The following is a 19,408-nucleotide window of genomic DNA, read 5'->3' as shown; positions in this document are numbered from 1 at the left end:
GTATTAGAAAAGATCGTTTGCTGTGATACTCTTGTCGTGTTTTGTGTATTCAACCGGACGTTTAGCAAAGAAATCATCTAGACTGTTTGCAAAAACTTCTTCTTCAAACCAAGTCATTTTTGAATACTCTTCTGGAGCAACATTAAATATTGTTTCAATATTGATTTGTTTTAGACTTTCATCAATTCTAAATTTCATGAAATTCACTAGATCTTCTTTGTTAATGGTCTCTACAGCTCCGTCTTCAAAAATCCAGTCTAAAATATCTGCTTCAACAGTAATTGATTCTTTAACTGTTTCTCTTATTAATTCTAAAGTATCTGCATCAAAATATTCCGGAAACTCTTCACGGATTTTATTGATAATGTAAATTCCGCCATTGGCATGAATCTGTTCGTCGATAGAAGTCCAAGCGATAATATTGCTCACATTTTTCATGTATCCTTTGAATCTTGTGAATGACAATAGAATGGCAAATTGACTGAATAACGAAACGTTTTCAATTAAAATACTGAACAAAATCAGCGACACCATATATTTTCTGTTGTCTTGAGACTTCGTGTCTTTCAATACATTCGACAAGTAATCTACACGTCTGCGTACTACAGGAACATCCAATAATCTTTCGAATTCGTCATTATAACCCAAAACTTCCAATAAACGAGAATAGGCTTCAGAATGTCTGAATTCGCATTCTGCAAAAGTAGTTCCCAATCCGTTGAATTCTGGTTTTGGAAAATGCTCGTATATATTTCCCCAAAAACTTTTTACAGCTACCTCAATCTGTGCAATAGCCAATAAACTGTTTTTGATTGCTGTTTTCTCAGCAACATTCAAATGTGCGTGAAAGTCTTGTGTATCGGCAGTAAAATCTACTTCGGTATGTACCCAGTAAGCTTTATTTATTGCTTCGGTAAATTGCAGAACCTCTGGATATTCGAAAGGTTTATAGTTGATTCTTTTATCGAAAATTGACATATATAGAGTTTTAAGTGACAAAATTGACATAGAAAAACGATCGCTCAAATTTGGGGTCGGGTTGGCGTGATTTCTATAATTACAAATTTAACCCGCAGTTATTCTTTTGTCTACTTTTTGTTGTTAAAAATCCATCCAATTATCAACAGTTTTAAAACCTCGAAAAAGAGTGATCTTGTAAATTTTATCAACATGAAAATAATAAGTTGTAATTCGCAATGAACTAGCATCTTCCTTAAAATTAATGTTAAGTTATCAACATGAAAAAATGATGTTTTTTAGGTGTAAACCAAAAACAGTTATTAACAGTTACTTTTTGAAAACACAAGTTTGAAGAATAATTTCAATTAAAAAAAACGTCTTTTATTAATAATTATTCTAAATAATATTGGCGCGTATTTTCGATAAACTAAACCTTTAATCTTTTTAAAAACAATTTGTTACGCTTAACAAGATTTTACAACTTCTAAAAACTTTATTCAAAAATGATAAAAAATGGTATTATTCTACTTTAATTTTTGTCAAAACAAATGCAACATCGAAAAACGTCTGAAAAGGAAGATTGCGTACCCAAAATGATCCGTTTTAAAATGAAATAGAAGAAATTAAATGAGTTTTAAAAGCAGAAAACTTTTGGTACTAATTATAGTCGAAATGAATTATTTATTGATTTTCTAAATACATTCTTTATATTTAAAATACATTGAATATAAAAATTGTTCTCTGTAGAAAATGCGTAGAAATACCTGAAAAATTATTTTACGAATAATTTAACTTGCATTTCATATTGAGAAATCAAGATTAAACTTTAGCATCTAAAATACATTTAAAAGAGCAGATAAAATGAAGCGTACTATTCCGAACAAAAACACTATAAATCAACATTTTAAGAATATTACTACTTAAAAAATATTATTTTTTATTAATTTTATTATTAAAACGCCATCTGCCAAAACGCATTTAATGTCTGCCAAAAAAATCTACTTTATTGTTTTACTTTGCTATGCATTTTCAATTAATGCACAAAAACTGCAAATTAATTCTTCAAAAAACTATATTAATAGTATAGAATCCATTTTACTGCAAGAGAAGAATTTTGGTAGGGATACAACAGCTCTAAAAAATTATCTTAATCCTTTAAATACTTCAGAAAATAAAGTTCTTTATGAAGGTTTATTAGCAAATGGTTACAGCAACTTCTATAATAAGCGCAACAAAACCTCTGAAAACTATTATTTGAGTTCCATACAAAAAGCTAAAACATCTGATAATATTGGTTTAGAAATATGGTCAAAACTCAATTATATCAACTATTTATATTTTTATAGAGATTATATCAAACTGACTCCTTTTCTATTAGAAATAATGGAAAATCTTGAACCACTTCGAGCTGAACAAATTATAAATGCAGACGAAACCTATAAAAGAATTGGATGGATTCTAAACACATTTGGCGATTATAACAAATCATTGCATTATTTAAAACTTGCCGAAAAACAAGCAAAAAAAAATACTTCTGAATATGCCTCTATTATTAATTCTATTGGGTTAAACTATCTGCGTATTCAAGATTATAAAATGGCTTCGCATTACTTAAATGAAACTGCAAAAATATCCAGCCAAATTCATGATGATGTACGATATGCAAAAGCATTGGGCGACTTGGCAATGGTCAGTCAACAAAAGGGCGATTTTGCAACTGCTATTTCTTTCCTAAAAAAGGACATTCAAATTTCGGAACAAAACAAAAGTGACCAGAACACCATGTATGCTTCTATTTTACTGGCAGAATTATTTTTTAAGAACAATCGCCCGGAAGCGGCCATGGAATATTTGCAAAAAGCGGAAGATATTGCGGTAACAAAATCTTATTTTAAAAAATCTGAATTACAGATTATCAAATTAAAACTGCAGATCTTAAAACTACAAAACTCAACAGAAAGTGAATTGAATTTGAGACGACGAATGGCCGCTATTGAAGATTCACTCCAAAGTGAAGATGGTGATACTGCTATCAATCAGGCCAACTGGATTATTGAAAAGAACAATTACCAATTGCGTATTAATGAAGAAAAAAATAAGTACGAAACCATCTTAAAAAAATTCTACTTTATTATAGTAACCATGCTGTCCAGTATCATTTTACTGGTGTTGGTTTATTTTATAAAAAAATACAGAGACAGAAATATCCAATACGAGCAAAAAGTAGCTGCCTTTGAATCTGAAAAAGCAAAAATAGATCAGAAAGATCATCAAAATCTTAAATCTCAAATAGATTACCTGAAAGAGAAAAGCGTCCAGATAAAAAATCTCAAAACTGAGATTGAAAATATCCAGAAATCATCTTTTAATTATTTAGAAAAAAGTAAAGGAAAATTAAACACCCTACTCCAGTCACACTTAATGACAGATCAGGAATGGACGGCTTTTACAAAAGAATTTCAAAAAGGATGTCCAAAATTCTACGCCTTATTGCATCAAAATTTTCCAGAGATTACTTCTTCTACCGAAAGAATATTAATGCTCCAAAGACTTGATTTCAGCAACCATGAAATTGCCGAATTAATGGAAATTACGAATGAGTGTGTAAAAGAACTAAAAATAAAACTCAAAAAAGAACTTGGAGACAACTATAAAGCTCTTTTTGGCCGTTTCGGTTAAGACTCTCTTTCATATAAAATGGCTTCTAAAAAAAGGTATTCAATTAAAACTAAATTAAAATTAGCTTAAGCAATCCTTAATTTTTACAAAAACTGCACTAAAAATCCCTTTTTACAGCAAATTATACTTGATTTAAAAATATTAATTTTTACATTTGCTTTATTTTTATTTATTCTAAATAGATAAAAATATTTCCCTCAAAAATTAAATTAATCTTGTACAATTCAATAACCATAAATTATCGAAATATGAAAAAGAATCTTTTCGTTTCTTTTGCATTTGCTGCGACTTTATTTGTAAATGCACAGCAAAAAAACTCGTTGTTAGATGCTGCTTTTTGGAAAACTTCTCCAACTGTTGAAACGGTTCAGGCAGAAATCACTAAAGGAAATAATCCGGCAGAAGCTAATGCAAACGCGTTTGATGTTACTACTTTAGCAATTAATAACGATGCTCCATTTACAACCATCAAATTTTTAGTAGAACAACCTGGAAATTCAATTACAAAACTAACCCACGATAACCGTATTTACTTACACTGGGCGGCTTACAGAGGAAATACTGAATTAGTTCAATACCTTATAGGTAAAGGTTCTGATGTAAATTTTGAAGACAGCCACGGAACTGCGCCTGCAGATTTTGCAGCTTCAAACGGACAGTCAAATCCAGCGATGTACGATGCATTTTTTAAAGCTGGAGTAAATCCGACAAAAAAATACGCTAACGGTGCCAATCTTTTACTTTTGGCAATTGCCTCAGATAAAGATTTAAAAGCTGCTGAGTATTTTTCTACTAAAGGAATGTCGTTAAAAGATGTTGATAATGACGGAAATACTGCTTTTTCTTATGCAGCAAGATCTGGAAATATTGCCCTTTTGAAAAAACTTTTAGAAAAAGGAATTAAGCCAACTGACACTGCACTTTTAATTGCGGCGCAAGGAAGTCGTAGAGAAACAAACACTTTAGAAACGTATAAGTATTTGGTTGAAGAAGCAAAAGTTAAAGCTACAGCTCAAAACAAAGCAGGACAAAATGTATTGCATATTTTGGCTGGAAAACCAAATCAGACTGAAATCATTAAATATTTCTTGGCCAAAGGAGTTGATGCGAACAAAGCTGATAAAGAAGGAAATACACCTTTAATGGCTGCAGCTTCAGCAAGAGAAACTGCTGTTTTAGAATTACTTCTTCCGACAGCAAAAAACATTAACGCTCAAAATGTAAAAGGAGAATCTGCTTTAACAAGTGCTGTTAGATACGGAACTCCAGAAGCCGTAAGTTTACTTCTAGCAAAAGGTGCCGATGTTAATGTAAAAGATAAAGATGGAAATAATCTAGGTGTTTATCTAGTACAATCTTACCGTCCAGCTGGAAGAGAAAAAGTAGCTGTTGATCCGTTTGATGCAAAAGCTAAATTACTTCAGGATAAAGGATTGAACTTAGCAACAGCTCAAAAAGACGGGAATACTTTATATCATTTAGCGATTACAAAAAATGATGTTTCTCTTCTTAAAAAAATCACAGATTTGAAAGTAGATGTCAATGCTAAAAACAAAGATGGTTTAACTGCTTTACACAGAGCTGCAATGACTTCTAAAGATGACTCAATCTTAAAATATCTTGTTTCTGTTGGAGCCAAAAAAGACATTCATACAGAATTTGACGAAACAGCTTATGCTTTGGCTAAAGAAAATGACTTACTTACCAAAAACAACGTTTCTGTTGAATTTTTAAAATAATACAATTAATTAATAATCAATATTTGAAATTCCAAATTCCAAACTCTATTTTTGGGATTTGGAATTTGAATTTTGGAATTCAAATTACCAATCAATACAAATAAATTTTATGAAATCAATATTAAAAATTGCTCTTACAAGCGCTTTTATTTTTTTAGCATCTTTCCAAACTCAGGCACAATCAAGCAAATACAAGATTATGTTGCAGATGAATAATTATATGGGAGAAGGTGCTTATATCGTAGTTTCGTTAATTAATTCTTCTGGCGAATACGAAAAAACGCTTTATGTAATGGGTGATGACAAGAAATGGTACAAATCTTTAAAAGAATGGAATAAATTTCATACTGCAAAATCAGACGATATCAGTGCAAAAACTGGTGCTTCTGTAACGGGCGGAGATCGTAGTGTGACAACTATTGAAATTGAAAATTCTAAAATTAATAAAGGATACAAACTGCGTTTTGAGTCTGCCGTTGAAGATCAGAAATATTATGTGAGCGATCTTGAAATTCCGCTTACAACAGAAGGTCTTGCAGATAAAACGGATGGAAAAGGTTACATCAAATACGTAAGATTAAGCAAAATATAATACGATTACATTTCTAGAATACATTCAATGACTCTTTCTTTTTGGCGTTACGCACACTTGGCTTTGGCCTTATTTTCTTCTATTTTTTTGCTTTTGGCTTCGGTTACCGGAATTATTCTGGCGGTTGATGCAGTTCAGGAAAAAACACTTCCGTATAAAGCTGAGAATTTCAATAAAATAACTTTAGGCGAAACGCTGCCGATCCTTAAAAAAGAGTATTCGGAAATTACTGAATTGAGTGTAGACTACAACCAGTTTGTAACGCTTCAGGCAATTGATGCAGACGGAAATGATATTAACGCTTATATTGATCCAAAAACTGGAAAAGCATTAGGAACTCCTGTAAAAAAATCGGAATTCATCAAATGGATTACGAGTTTGCACCGTTCGCTGTTTCTTCATGAGGCAGGACGTTTTTTTGTAGGCGTCATTTCTTTTTGTTTACTAATGATATCAATTTCGGGTTTCGTGCTTGTTTTAAAAAGACAACGCGGCATCCGAAATTTCTTTTCTAAAATAATCAAAGAATACTTTGCACAATATTATCATGTGCTTTTAGGAAGACTGGCTTTAATTCCGATTTTGATTATTTCGCTTACCGGAACTTATCTATCACTAGAAAGGTTTAACTTTTTTATGGGTGAAGAAAAAGCAAAACCTGTAAAAACAGAAATTTCGGCAAAAGCCAAAACAGCTTCCATCTTTAACACGACTTTATTATCTGATGTAAAAAAAATAGAATTTCCTTTTACCGATGATCCAGAAGAATACTATATCATTGAGCTAAAAGATCGCGAAGTTGAAGTAAATCAGGTTACTGGTGCCGTAATTTCTGAAAAGCTATCGCCAATGACAGCGCAATATGCTGCTTTGAGTCTTGATCTTCATACGGGAAGAATTAATGGAATCTGGGCGGTCATTTTAGCCATTGCTTGTATCAACATTTTATTTTTCATTTATTCTGGTTTTGCCATTACTTTAAAAAGAAGAGCAAGTCGAATGAAAAATAAATTTAAGGCAAATGAAAGTACGATTATCCTTTTGGTCGGTTCTGAAAACGGAAGTTCTTTCCGATTTGCCAATGCGATTCAGAAACAATTGATTACGCACGGACACAAGGTTTTTATTAGTGAATTGAATAAGTTCACAGCTTATCCGAAAGCAGAGCATATTATCGTTTTTTCTTCTACGCATGGTTTGGGAGATGCACCTTCAAACGGAACGCAATTCAAAACTTTATTGGAAAGACAAAATCAGAAGCAAAAAATCAATTTTTCTGTGGTTGGATTTGGCTCGAAATCATATCCGGATTTTTGCGGATTTGCCATTGAAATTGATCAGCTTTTAGAAAATCAAAATTGGACAGAACGTTATTTGGATTTGCAGACCGTAAATGATAAATCGGCAATTGAATTTGTTCAATGGGTAAAATTATGGAGTGCAAAAACGGGAATTCCTTTAGCAACAACACCATCTTTATACAATCATGTTCCGAAAGGTTTACAGAAATTAATGGTTTTGGATAAAACGCCAATTTCGGAAACAGAACATACTTTTATTTTGACTTTAAGAGCTAATGCAAGAACAAAATTCAGTTCTGGTGATTTACTAGCGATTTATCCTGCTAATGATTCTAGAGAGCGCCTCTACTCTATCGGAAATCATTCTGGTAATATTCAATTGGTCGTAAAACTGCATCCAAACGGATTAGGTTCTTCTTATTTGAATAATTTGGAGCCTGGAAATACAATCAAAGCGAGAATTATTAAAAATCCAACTTTTCATCTTCCAAAGAAAGCTTCAAAAGTAGCATTCATTTCCAACGGAACAGGAATTGCACCTTTCTTAGGAATGATCGAACAAAATAACCAAAAGCAGGAACTTCATTTGTACAGCGGATTTAGAATGGAAACTCCAACTTTAATGGCATATAAAAAGTTCGCTGCAATTATGATTCAAAAAGAGCATCTGGATAATTTCCATATGGCACTATCTCGCGAAAATGAACATATTTATGTCATGGATTTAATTAAAAGAGATGTGCTGTTTTTTGCTACTTTATTGAAAAGAGACGGAGTTATTATGATTTGTGGTTCACTTGCAATGCAAAAAGATGTTGAAGCCATTTTGAGTGAATTGCTTTTAGAAAAAGGATTAAAAACACTGGAAGAATATAAGGCTAATAAACAATTTTTAACGGATTGTTATTAATTGTTAATGGTTGATGGTTGGTGGTTGATTGTTGGTGGTTGATGTGTCGCTCCTTTGGAGCTTTATTCATAAACATAAATCTAGTTCTATAAATATTATGCTCCGCTGGAGCTAAAACTAAAATATTCTAATTTTAATGCTAAAATTATCATCACATAAAATTCTTTTTTTTCTCTTAATTACTTGCTGTTTTTCAATGCATTCGCAAGTTTTAAGAAAAAGAACAACGCTTCTTATGGGGGGAAGATTTGACATTAGTATTGTGGATAAAGATTCGCTTTCGGCAGAACAAAATATTAATCTTGTTATTGAAGAAATTAGTCGAATTGAAAGTTTAATTTCAGACTGGAAACCTGATTCTCAAGTTTCTGAAGTCAATCAGAATGCAGGGATAAAACCAATAAAAGTGGATCGTGAAGTTTTTGAATTAGCCCAAAGAGCAATTAAATTTTCTGAAATTACCAATGGCGGATTCGACGTTAGTTTTGCGGCTTTAGATCGTGTTTGGAAATTTGACGGCTCGATGACCGAAATGCCTTCGGCGGAAGCCATAAAAAAATCTGTAGAAAAAGTGGGCTATAAAAACATCATTTTAGATAGTACCGAATCGACAATTTTTCTAAAATTAAAAGGTATGAAAATCGGTTTTGGCGCTTTGGGCGAAGGCTACGCTACTGATAAATGTCGAAAAATGATGCTTGAAAAAGGCATTCAGGCCGGAATTATAAATGGTTCCGGAGACATGAGCACTTGGGGGAAACAACCTAATGGAAATGACTGGAAAATCGGAATTACTAATCCGTTTAATCCTGAAAAATTGATAGCAACTGTTCCTTTAAAACAAGGTGCTGTAACCACCTCCGGCAATTATGAAAAATTTGTTGTTTTTGATGGAAAACGATATTCACACATTATAAATCCTGCAACTGGATATCCTGCAACTGGTTTGTGCAGTGTCACGGTTTTTGGTCCAAATGCCGAAACTGCCAATGGATTAAGTACTTCAATGATGGTTTTAGGTCAGAAAGAAGGTTTACTATTACTTCAAAAATTCCCTGAATATAGCTGTTTGATGATTACGGATAAAGGGAAAGTGGTTAAGTCTAAAAACTTCTCTTATAAATTATAAGTTGTTAATGGTGAATTGTTAATTATGCCATTCTTTGTCTTTTCTGAGCAAAGTCATACAATCCTTTTTTTTATCTCGCAAAGTCGCTAAGGCGCAGAGTTTTATTTTATTTTACTTGACGTTTTTATCATAACGTTTGTCATTTCGACGAAAGGAGAAATCACACTAATAATTCGACAAAGATTCGTCGAAATGACAAAAAAGACGTAAAAATTAAAATATAGCCCAAGGTTTTAACCTTGGGAAACGTTTTTATGGCAACATATTGTTAATTCCTTTGCGTTCCCAAGGTTGAAACCTTGGGCTATGTTTGATATGCTTTTTTTGAATTGCCTCCAGCTTTAGATGGAGGTGTAAAATAAAGCTATGTCAAGGCTTTAGCCGAACTGCTTTTCGGCTAAAGCCTTTTTTATTTGTGCTACAAAATAACCATCAGCTAAAGCTGGAGGCAATTCATAAAAACTTTGCGACCATGCGACTTTGCGAGATTATTTCATTTTCATTAGAAAAAAATCTTTGCGCATATCCTTCTCCCGAAACTTCGGGACGCTCAGTACGACAAAAAGAGCCGAAAGTAAAACATAGATTCGCATTTTACGTTTCCCAATTCACCATTCATAATTAACAATTAACAATTATTCACAATTAATAATTTACATTAAAATAACATTAGAACGCTCTTCGCAATTCTAATAATCTTCTAATTGCTTTATTTAGATTAAATTTAAATTATCATATAAGTTTGCACCACTTTTACACGCAGACTCAACATGAGAACAATTTTACTATTATTTTTATTTACTATTTCAGCCTGGTCGCAAACTGGAAATCTAACGGGAAAAGTGACTTTTGGAAAAGATGAATTAGCTTATGGTTCATCAGTTACTATCAAAGGAACTCAAAAATATGCCGTTGTTAACGATTATGGTCGTTACGAATTTAAAGACTTAAAATATGGAGAGTACATTTTGGAGACTTCTTCTATGGAAGGCCAAACCAGAACTACAAAAGTTAAAATCAACCAACCAAATATAGAGTTCAATATTTCTATCGAAAGAAATGATGCTAGGTCATTAAAAGAAGTTGTACTTCAAAAGAAAACCGTTAAGAAAGAAATTCTAGAAAAAGGGTTTTCAGTCAACGTTATAGATACACAGGAAGCTGCTAAAAGAAACATTCAGACCAATGAATTATTGGGACAATCTGTTGGTGTTAGAATCAGACAAAACGGTGGATTGGGCTCAAATGTCTCTTACAACTTAAATGGAATGACCGGCAATGCTATTAGAATATTTATAGATGGAATTCCGATTTCAACTTACGGTTCTTCTTTTAACTTAAATAGTATTCCTCCAGCATTAATAGATAGAATAGAAGTTTACAAAGGAGTAGTACCAGCACATCTAGCTGACGATGCCTTAGGGGGAGCGATTAATGTAATACTGAAAAAAGGTGCAAAAAACACTTTAAGCGCTTCTGCTTCTTATGGTTCGTTTAATACATTTCAATCTAATTTTAATACGACTTACAGAGATAAATCGGGCTTTACTTTGAAAGGTTCTGGTTTCTATAATTATTCGGATAATGATTATGAAATCTGGGGTAAATTTGCTTATAATATTCTTCCAAACGGGCAAAAAGTTTTTATCAAAGCGAAACGTTTTGAAGACGCTTACCGTTCATTTGGCGGAAGAATTGAAGCCGGTTTTACAAACGTAAACTGGGCAGACAGCTTTTTAATAGGTTTTAATGCTTCTGACGACTATAAAGAAATCCAACACGGTCAATCGATGTCTAGACCCTATAAAGGTCGATTTACAGAATCTGATGCACAGGTTGTAAGTATTAATTATGCTAAAAAAGACTTCATCGTAAAAGGTCTTGAATTTACAGTGAATTCTGTTTTTAGTCAAAGAGGAGAAGTTGTAAATGACACCGTTAAATGGAATTACAATTGGTTTGGAGAAAAGGTAATTGGTCTTCGCGGTGAACCTATACTAACTCCTAATGGAGCGCAGCAAGGACAACCGACAATTCTTCATTTGAATAACAAAATATTCAGTACTAGAAGCGGCTTAAATTATACGTTAAATGAAAATCATCGATTTGTTTTCAGCAGTATGTTATATTCATTTGACAGGGATGATTATGATGAAATGAAATCGCAATTGGAAAGAGATTTTCAACAAAAAAGAGAACTTCAAAAAAATATTTTGTCATTTGCATACGAATTAGAAGCTCTTAATTCTCGACTAAGAACGAACCTCTTCGGAAAACGTTACAATCAAAAAACAGAACAAAGAACACCCGTACTTACAAATGGCAACACAACTGTTGAGGAAAAATTAGAAAGTAACAATACTACTTTTTATGGTTATGGTTTGGCAACTTCTTACTTTATAACTTCAAAATTAATGTTTTCTCTTTCTGCAGAAAAGGCAATCCGACTTCCTTCTGAAATTGAAATATTTGGAAATCCAGGAGAAAATCAAAGCAGTAATAGTTCATTAAAACCTGAGCAGAGTAATAATTTAAATGTTGGTTTACGATTTGGTCCTTACATCATCAATAATCACAAATTTAGTTTTAACGGATCTGGTTTTTGGAGAAATACAAAAGATAAAATTGCACGACAGTTTAGTGTTCGTTTAAATGAAGCATTAGAAGTTGCACCTTCCGTTAATTTAGGAAAAGCACAATCTCTTGGTTACGAAGCCTCTGCAGAATATTCTCATAAAAACAGATTGTTTCTATCTATGAATATGTCGCAGTTTACATCTCGTTCTAAAGATCAATATGATAAAAACGGAGTACAATTGGATAATTACAACAAACAATTTCCAAATGAACCCTTTTTTACTGTAAATGGTAATGCTCAATATAATTTTAAAGATGTATTGCAGAAAAACTCTCAATTAAGTCTCTTTTACAATTTTGGATATGTCGGAGCTTTTTACACCAACTGGCTGAATAATGAAGACGATAGAACACCAGTGCAGTTTCCGCACGATTTAGGGTTGAGTTATACTTTCCCTAACAGAAAGTTTATTGCCAGTTTTGATGCTAAAAACATTACAAACCAGCAGGTCTACGACAATTTTGCGGTTCAAAAACCTGGAAGAGCTTTCTTTTTGAAAATAAACTACACACTTAATAAATTTTAGTAACTGATTAATTAATTTTTAATAAATATAACTATGAAAAAAGGTACTTTTAAATTACTTGCATGTGGACTAGTCTTGACCACATTTGCACTTACTACAAGCTGCAGCAGTGATGATAATAATAAAGAAGCAGAACCTGTAAACCCTATAACAGAAGGACGTTGGATTACAGTAGCTGGAGCTTTAATGCAAACAGATCCTGGAGATGGAAATGGTGGAACTAGAATTTACTCTATTTCTAAAGAAGATGCTATAAACCCAAACATTTCGGTTAATGTTTTTGACAATGGTGAAGGTGTACAATCTAACAGAACAGCTCGTTTACAATCTTCTGTAGACGGAAATACACTTTTCAATATTACTTACACTGGTACAAACGGAGGTGAATTCATGACTTACAAAGTTAATGGAGCAAAAAACTTTGTAAAATCTGATATTACTGCCAATATTTCTCAATATGCAGGAACATCTCCAAGATGGGTAAAATTATTTGATGGTGATAAAACCGGAGTTGCTGTAAACGTAACTGCACCAGTTGTTGTAACAGAAGCAGACGGAAAAACATACAAGTATACAAGAGGTTCTTCTACTGTTTTAAGTCTAGATTTACAAAAATCTTTGATTTCAGATTACAGACAATATGAAATTCCGTTGACGACTGCAGAAGAAAGTCAAGGACACCATATTTTCCGTTTGGATGCACCAACTTTAAACAAAGCTGGAGATAAGTTAATTATCGGAACTTGGATGCGTAAAACAAATCCGCTAACAGGTGCAAATGAGCCTTCTTTTGATCGTTTAGGTTCAAAATCTGTTGTTGTTGATTATCCTTCATTACAAAATCCGAAAGTAATTACTTCTACTGTTGGATTTGGAGACACAAGTGGATACAGAAGTTTTAACAGCTTCGTAGCAAACGACGGAAACATCTATCAAGCAACTCAAAGAGATGCTAAAAAAGGTTCTTACATCCTTAAAATCAACCAAAGTAACGAATACGACAATTCTTATGTATTCAGTTTAGATACAGCTCTAGGAATTAAAGGAAGTTATATCGATGCTTGGAGATATGCTGGAAACGGAATTGCTTATGCTGTTTATACTTACGAAGGAACTGAACAAGGTTACTTAGCAAGACTTGATTTGAATGCAAAAACAGCTACAAGAGTAGAAGGTATTGATTATGATGCTGACTTGAACTTTGGTCAATATCAAGGTTTTGTTGTAGACGGAAATGAATTCTACATCGCTGTTACTCCAGTTGGAAAAGATGGTAACATTTACGTAATTGATATTCCTACTGGAAGAGTTACTAAAGGTGCAAAACTAATAAACAAAGCAGGAAACCACTACATTGGGGTATTCTAAAAAAATACAGCTGTAAAACAGCTGTAAAGATTCATTCAACTTGAGTTTTTTTTTAATTGGACATTCCGCTTCTATTTATAGTAAGCGGAATGTTTTTTTAGGTTTAAAATTTTAAAGCAAATTCTTTTGCAAAATCTTCCAATTTGATTTTGCCCTCTACTTTTCCATCATTATTTAAAAAATCGGATGCAATGGTTTCATTTCTTAATCCGGTTCCCATTTCGGTATATAAACCAGCCATTTCTTCTGGAACTCCAGCTTGGGTCATTCCACCTAGATATTGTTCATCTGTAAACTCAACCCAAGGAAGTTCTGGTTTTCCAATTGCTGCACCAAATGCTTCTACAATTTCTGAAGGTGTTTTTACATCGCTAATGATGTAACGAATGTTTTTACCTTCTTGATTTTTTTGTAATTCTTCTGCCGTCGCAAAAGCGATATCTTCTGGATGCACTAACGGAATACGGTTTGATGCCGGGAAATTAGCCCCCATAATCCCCGCTCCTTTTATCATCGGAATATCATTGAAGAAATTAATATAGAAATATCCCGCTCTTAAAAATGTAATAGAAGCGTCTAATTTCTCGTAAATCTTTTCAATATTATACAAACCTGCAATTGGTCCGTTTCCTGTTGGTAAATGAGCACCAATACTGCTTAACATCACTACTCTCTTAATGTTGGCTTGTTGGATTGCTTTCGCGAAAGCGCTACCTGCATCAGTCGTATTCTTAACGATATTTACACCACCCATATTTGGAGGAGTCATAGCAAAAAGGGCATCTGCATTTTCAAAAGTTTTTAAAAGAAAGTCAGCATCGCTAACTGATCCAATTGCCGCTTTTGCACCTAAGTTTTCAATTGCTTCTTTACGATCTGCATTGCTGCTAATTACCGTTACATCGTGTCCCGATTTTACTAATTGAGCCGCTAATGGCTTTCCGATATTTCCTAATGAACCTGAAATTATAATTTTCATCTTAAAATGTTTTTTTATTTGACAAGACAAAGATATCTTTGTACTTACTTTTATACAAGTACTTACCCTAAAGTATGTATCATGACAGCAATTAAAGAATCTTCTACTATTCAGCAAAACAAGCAATATGCTTTAGAAAAATGTCCAGTGACTTTTGTTATGGAGAAAATTGGAGGCTATTGGAAACCGATAATTTTATATCATCTATCTTCTGGAGATAAACGATACAGCGAATTAAAAAGAGCAATTCCGGCTGTGACAGAAAAGATGCTTATTCAGCATTTAAAACAACTAGAAGCTGACGGATTGGTTATTCGTGAAGCAAAACCTGTTGTTCCGCCATTTGTAACGTATAGATTAAGTAACGCAGGAGCAGGTTTAATGCCTGTAATTGATGCCATGGCTTCGTGGGCTTTTAAAATGAAAGACGGCGTCTATACTATAGAATAGACACCGCTTTTACGCCTAATTACTTCCCGTTATCTTCTTAATTTTATCTATCATTTTTTCTGCATTCCCGTTTGTTCCACCAAATTTCATTGCTTTTTCGTAGCTGTTTAATGCTAAATCGTATTGTTTATTTGTGTAATAGGCTTCCCCTAAACTATCAAAGAGATTTGCATTTGTAGAAAATTCTTTTGTTGCCAATTTAAATATTTCTATTGACTCAATATTTTTGCCAGCCCTTAATAGTTCATATCCTAATGTATTCAGTTCGTTTGGGTTCGTAAAGCTGTATTCTTTCTCAGAATTTTTTTTGAGTAAATAGTATGTTTCAATACCTTTATCTACATCATTAAGCGCTTCTTTTCTTATCGCTCGATAAATAGATTTTTTCGGGATTTCGTATTCTTTTCCTAACATTAAGTTGTGAATAATATGCCCTAGATCCCAAACTCTATTTAGATTATTGGACAATAGAATTATCGTGATCTTGTTTTTAAAATCGTTTATAAAAATGGATTCAAATTTATACGATACTCCATTGTGTCTCTGCAGTTCATCTTTTTCAAAGTATCTGCCAAGTGATCCACCTTCGTCAATTGCATATGGATTTTGCAGCAACGTATAGAAGGACTCTTTTGATATTAAACGATTATTATTCATCGCCTTAATCCATTTATAGAGATCATTTATATCTACCCAAAGCCATCCGCTAATAAATTCCAATTCTGGGCATTTCAAATTATCAAAATCATAACAAGACGTTCGATTTTTATAGCCAAATTTTGGCTCAAATACCGAATTTGTCATTTTTAATGGTTTAATTATATTTTTAGTAACAAATTCCTCATATGACATTCCAGATACCTTTTCAATAATCCTTCTTTGCAAAAAAACATTACTATTGTCATACCTATAGGCAGTTCCAGGTTCAAACAACAAACTATCGTCGTTTTTTAAGATTTTCCAAGCTTCCTCATCATTTTTAGGCACAAGTGGGTCAATTCTAGGAATGCCACTAGCATAATTGATAAGATGTCTTATTGTAATTTTTTCTGACCATTTGGGCAACCCTAAATTAAATTTGGATATTTTGTCATCCAGATTGAGAAGGCCACGTTCAGCCAAAATCATTATTGAAACCGCATTAAATTCCTTTGCAATAGAGCCAATATTAAATATTGAATTATTGCTTAAAGCAGTTTGCTTCGTTTCATCGGTAAAACCAAATGATTTTTGGTAAATGATTTTATCATTTTTAACGATTAGGACATTTCCATTAAATAAACCCCTTTCATAGCACGTTGCCATTAAAGAATCAATTTGGTTGATATTAGCTAATTTCTGTTTAGTCGAATTTTGACGTGTTTTCTCTGCTTCTTTTAAATTATTTATTTTTTGGGCAGAAAGCGCATTTGTAAATAAAATTACTGCTACTAATAAAAATTTGATCTTCATTTTTAATTAATTTTTTCGGAGATAGAATTTGATTGATTGTCTAAAACTTGCTACAAATATGCTTTAAAACATCTCAATAAACGACCGACTAAAAAAAGTCGAACCCTTTTCTAAGAAAAAATGAATTAATTTGAAGGCTTTCTAAAATCACTTGGAGTTTTTCCAGTATATTTTTTAAAAGAAGCACTAAACGACGATTTGGAATTGAAACCAACCTTATAGAGAATTTCTTGAATGGTAAGTTCTTTTTGCAAAGGATCTTTAAGCATTTCTTTAGCTTTTTCGATTCTATATTCATTTACGAAATCAAAAAAGTGCTTATTCATATACAGGTTAATTAACGTAGATAAATCTTTAACGGGCATTTTTAATTGTTCTGCCAAATCCTGAATCGTTAATGAACAGTCTAGATAAGGTTCGTTTTTAATCATAAAATCTTTTAGAGATTCTATTTGCTTATTTTTTTCGTCATCAATTACAGGAGACAATTTTTGTTTTGGGGCAACATCTGTAATCGATTTAAATTGAGAATTGATACCTCTAAAAAACTCTGGGTTATTTAACGCAACAAAAAGATACCAACAGGTACAAAATAAAAACGCAAACCCATCAAGGGTTACGATCCAAGCTCTTATTTCTCCCCAACCAAAGATAAAAGTAACCAGCCACCTCAAAAGCACAATAAAATGCAAAACATAATATAGAATTGTAATTTTATAAAGCGCGCCAAGCAAAGAGATATCTGCATTTGTATAATTCTCGAGATAGATGGTTTTAGATTTTCTAATCACTAAAAATGAAGCGATAAAGTAAATTTGGAATAAAAATTCAAAGAGAAAATAAAAAAACTGCATAGTAAACGTCTGACTCATAGCATTTATAAAACTTATTTTCGCAGCCCTATCGTCAAAATATATCCCAGACATTAAATACAAATTGAAAGCAACAAACGGAATCGCGTGTAATAAATGTTTCGGTTTTAAGCGAAAGTTGGAAAAACAAATCGACAATACATAGAGATAAAACGATGCTGAAACCAAATAGTTAATACTCCAACGAAATGCTTCGAGATTGATGAAATTAACAGGGAAATCACGCATCAAAAATTTTAATGCATCTACGGCATTAGCAAAAAGAAAGAAAGCAAGAAGGCGATTTGCTAATTTATATTTTGTTTTAACGGTAAACAAAAATAAGGCAAGAAACAGCACCAAAAATATTCCTATAAGTGCTGCTATTTCCAAAAAGCTGTATTTGTCCATAGTTTTTTAACTTAGGCGCAATTTAGAATTTAAATAGGAAAGCTTAAAAAAGTATAGAATATTTTCTCTAAATTTTTAAAAATATTTCACCAAGTGCTAAAAGTGGTATTGTTATAAATAGTAACGCTGTCGTACTCTATGCTTATTTTGAAATAGTTAAAGACAAAGTATAAAAAATAAACCCTTAAAAAAATCTTCCCAACTCTTGCAATTTAATCTAAGATTTAAGACTGACATAAAGTAAATAAAAATGGCGCCAACCGTATTTAGTTGGCGCCATTCGGCAATTTTTGATCTTTTTATTGTTCTAAACTAATTTATTCTTTATTGAAAATAGCTTTGTTTTAATTTTGTTTAATAAAAACCAAAGCTTCTTTATAATTGGCTATTTGTGTGAGGGCATTAAAAATATATTTTGCAACCAGTGCTCCTCCTTCTGAATTAATCAATTCAAAATCGTCTTCTGGCGTGTGGTATTGCGGATGTCCGCCGGTATGAAAACCAACCGCAGAAATAGATTCTTTGTAGAAAGAAACGTGATCTGAACCGCCAACATCGCCTGCGTGAATAACAGGATTTAAACCGCTGTTTTCTTGCAGTTTTTTCATCAGTTCTACTCCGTTTGGGAAAGTTCCCGCTCCACCCATATAAAGTTCTTTTTTGTCATTTAATCTTCCGACCATATCCATGTTCAACATCACTTTTACAGCCTCTTTTGGAACTGGAAGATGATTTATGAAATATTTAGAACCTAATAATCCTTCCTCTTCTCCGCTGAACGAAATAAAGATTATGCTTCTTTTTGGTTTAACTTTCATTTTTGAAACTTCTTCCAAAATGCACAACAAAGCCGACACACCAGAAGCATTATCATCTGCTCCGTTATGAATAGCAAAAGCTTCTTTCTTTTTACTTCCAGAACCTTGTCCGCCCCAGCCCCAATGATCGTAATGTGCTCCGATTACGATATATTCGTTCTTTAGATTTGAATCTGAACCTTCGATATACCCCACAACATTCTGTGTTGCAACAGAATCAGGTTTCATTTTATTGATTCCTTCTTTTACAAAAAGCATGAAAGGCTGATAGTACGATTTTCCGAATTCTTTTAAACCATATTTTTTAAAATACTTCTGAATGTAAGCCGCCGCTTCATTATTCCCTTTTGTTCCTGGAAAACGGCCTTCTAGTTTATCTGACGAAAGATATTTGTCATGTTTATAAAAGGTCTGCGCCATTTGTGCATTCACGAAAGTGCAGCAAAAGAAAATAGTTGCAATGAAGAGTTTTAATTTCATAATAAGTTGTCAATAGAATGGGACGCATAATGGTACGCTGATAACACAGATTTGCTTTGCAAAGACGCGGATAAACACGGATTCTTTTTTTACTTTTTTTTTAAAATAAAATCCGTGCAAATAAG

Annotated in this window: 13 protein-coding genes; 8 read left to right on the top strand and 5 right to left on the bottom strand. The window is 32.7% G+C overall.

Annotation, left to right across the window (positions count from 1 at the left end; all coding sequences use genetic code 11):
• Positions 1–3 precede the first annotated feature (3 nt).
• The gene (locus K6T82_RS05500; RefSeq protein ID WP_223704921.1) at positions 4–978 is read right to left on the bottom strand and encodes a ribonucleotide-diphosphate reductase subunit beta; all 975 of its coding nucleotides are present in this window, start codon (positions 976–978) and stop codon (positions 4–6) included.
• Between the two features lie 963 nt (positions 979–1,941).
• On the opposite strand from K6T82_RS05500, the gene K6T82_RS05495 reads away from it, so the two are divergent.
• The 7 genes from K6T82_RS05495 (at position 1,942) to K6T82_RS05465 (ending at position 13,842) form a co-directional block, all read left to right on the top strand.
• The gene (locus tag K6T82_RS05495) at positions 1,942–3,639 is read left to right on the top strand and encodes a tetratricopeptide repeat protein (protein WP_223704920.1); all 1,698 of its coding nucleotides are present in this window, start codon (positions 1,942–1,944) and stop codon (positions 3,637–3,639) included.
• A 248-nt stretch (positions 3,640–3,887) separates the two neighbouring features.
• Positions 3,888–5,378 carry an ankyrin repeat domain-containing protein gene (locus K6T82_RS05490; protein ID WP_223704919.1) on the top strand — a complete coding sequence of 497 codons (1,491 nt, stop codon included), beginning with the start codon at positions 3,888–3,890 and terminating at the stop codon, positions 5,376–5,378.
• Between the two features lie 109 nt (positions 5,379–5,487).
• Positions 5,488–5,970, top strand: a complete 483-nt coding sequence (locus K6T82_RS05485; RefSeq protein ID WP_223704918.1) for a DUF2271 domain-containing protein — start codon at positions 5,488–5,490, stop codon at positions 5,968–5,970.
• A gap of 27 nt (positions 5,971–5,997) precedes the next feature.
• On the top strand, positions 5,998–8,181 hold the full coding sequence (locus K6T82_RS05480) for a PepSY domain-containing protein (protein ID WP_223704917.1): 2,184 nt from the start codon (positions 5,998–6,000) through the stop codon (positions 8,179–8,181).
• 136 nt (positions 8,182–8,317) lie between these two features.
• The gene (locus K6T82_RS05475) at positions 8,318–9,310 is read left to right on the top strand and encodes an FAD:protein FMN transferase (protein WP_223704916.1); all 993 of its coding nucleotides are present in this window, start codon (positions 8,318–8,320) and stop codon (positions 9,308–9,310) included.
• 770 nt (positions 9,311–10,080) lie between these two features.
• Complete coding sequence (locus K6T82_RS05470) at positions 10,081–12,474, top strand: TonB-dependent receptor (protein ID WP_223704915.1); 2,394 nt, start codon at positions 10,081–10,083, stop codon at positions 12,472–12,474.
• Positions 12,475–12,507: 33 nt separating this feature from the next.
• Positions 12,508–13,842: a hypothetical protein gene (locus tag K6T82_RS05465; protein WP_223704914.1), complete on the top strand. Its 1,335-nt coding sequence runs from the start codon at positions 12,508–12,510 to the stop codon at positions 13,840–13,842.
• A 103-nt stretch (positions 13,843–13,945) separates the two neighbouring features.
• On the opposite strand, the gene K6T82_RS05460 is transcribed toward K6T82_RS05465, so the two are convergent.
• Positions 13,946–14,821 carry an NmrA family NAD(P)-binding protein gene (locus tag K6T82_RS05460; RefSeq protein WP_223704913.1) on the bottom strand — a complete coding sequence of 292 codons (876 nt, stop codon included), beginning with the start codon at positions 14,819–14,821 and terminating at the stop codon, positions 13,946–13,948.
• A gap of 81 nt (positions 14,822–14,902) precedes the next feature.
• On the opposite strand from K6T82_RS05460, the gene K6T82_RS05455 reads away from it, so the two are divergent.
• Positions 14,903–15,271 (top strand): winged helix-turn-helix transcriptional regulator, encoded by a 369-nt coding sequence (locus K6T82_RS05455; protein WP_223704912.1) that lies wholly within the window; start codon positions 14,903–14,905, stop codon positions 15,269–15,271.
• A gap of 15 nt (positions 15,272–15,286) precedes the next feature.
• On the opposite strand, the gene K6T82_RS05450 is transcribed toward K6T82_RS05455, so the two are convergent.
• The 3 genes from K6T82_RS05450 to K6T82_RS05440 form a co-directional block, all read right to left on the bottom strand.
• Positions 15,287–16,723 (bottom strand): serine hydrolase, encoded by a 1,437-nt coding sequence (locus K6T82_RS05450; protein ID WP_223704911.1) that lies wholly within the window; start codon positions 16,721–16,723, stop codon positions 15,287–15,289.
• Positions 16,724–16,848: 125 nt separating this feature from the next.
• Positions 16,849–17,985, bottom strand: a complete 1,137-nt coding sequence (locus K6T82_RS05445) for a helix-turn-helix domain-containing protein (protein ID WP_223704910.1) — start codon at positions 17,983–17,985, stop codon at positions 16,849–16,851.
• A gap of 344 nt (positions 17,986–18,329) precedes the next feature.
• Entirely contained in the window at positions 18,330–19,283 is a 954-nt protein-coding gene (locus K6T82_RS05440) for a M20/M25/M40 family metallo-hydrolase (RefSeq protein ID WP_223704909.1), read from the bottom strand.
• Between the last annotated feature and the right edge of the window lie 125 nt (positions 19,284–19,408).

The organism is Flavobacterium potami, assembly GCF_020026915.1.
Lineage (GTDB): Bacteria > Bacteroidota > Bacteroidia > Flavobacteriales > Flavobacteriaceae > Flavobacterium > Flavobacterium potami.
The sequence above is the reverse complement of the archived record's forward strand: the minus strand, read 5'-3'. Positions and strand labels throughout refer to the sequence as shown.

Excerpts from the sequence above, each read along its gene's own strand:
- K6T82_RS05500 (WP_223704921.1), bottom strand. The coding sequence starts at position 978 with ATGTCAATTTTCGATAAAAGAATCAACTATAAACCTTTCGAATATCCA.
- K6T82_RS05495 (WP_223704920.1), top strand. The coding sequence starts at position 1,942 with ATGTCTGCCAAAAAAATCTACTTTATTGTTTTACTTTGCTATGCATTT.
- K6T82_RS05490 (WP_223704919.1), top strand. The coding sequence starts at position 3,888 with ATGAAAAAGAATCTTTTCGTTTCTTTTGCATTTGCTGCGACTTTATTT.
- K6T82_RS05485 (WP_223704918.1), top strand. The coding sequence starts at position 5,488 with ATGAAATCAATATTAAAAATTGCTCTTACAAGCGCTTTTATTTTTTTA.
- K6T82_RS05480 (WP_223704917.1), top strand. The coding sequence starts at position 5,998 with ATGACTCTTTCTTTTTGGCGTTACGCACACTTGGCTTTGGCCTTATTT.
- K6T82_RS05475 (WP_223704916.1), top strand. The coding sequence starts at position 8,318 with ATGCTAAAATTATCATCACATAAAATTCTTTTTTTTCTCTTAATTACT.
- K6T82_RS05470 (WP_223704915.1), top strand. The coding sequence starts at position 10,081 with ATGAGAACAATTTTACTATTATTTTTATTTACTATTTCAGCCTGGTCG.
- K6T82_RS05465 (WP_223704914.1), top strand. The coding sequence starts at position 12,508 with ATGAAAAAAGGTACTTTTAAATTACTTGCATGTGGACTAGTCTTGACC.
- K6T82_RS05460 (WP_223704913.1), bottom strand. The coding sequence starts at position 14,821 with ATGAAAATTATAATTTCAGGTTCATTAGGAAATATCGGAAAGCCATTA.
- K6T82_RS05455 (WP_223704912.1), top strand. The coding sequence starts at position 14,903 with ATGACAGCAATTAAAGAATCTTCTACTATTCAGCAAAACAAGCAATAT.
- K6T82_RS05450 (WP_223704911.1), bottom strand. The coding sequence starts at position 16,723 with ATGAAGATCAAATTTTTATTAGTAGCAGTAATTTTATTTACAAATGCG.
- K6T82_RS05445 (WP_223704910.1), bottom strand. The coding sequence starts at position 17,985 with ATGGACAAATACAGCTTTTTGGAAATAGCAGCACTTATAGGAATATTT.
- K6T82_RS05440 (WP_223704909.1), bottom strand. The coding sequence starts at position 19,283 with ATGAAATTAAAACTCTTCATTGCAACTATTTTCTTTTGCTGCACTTTC.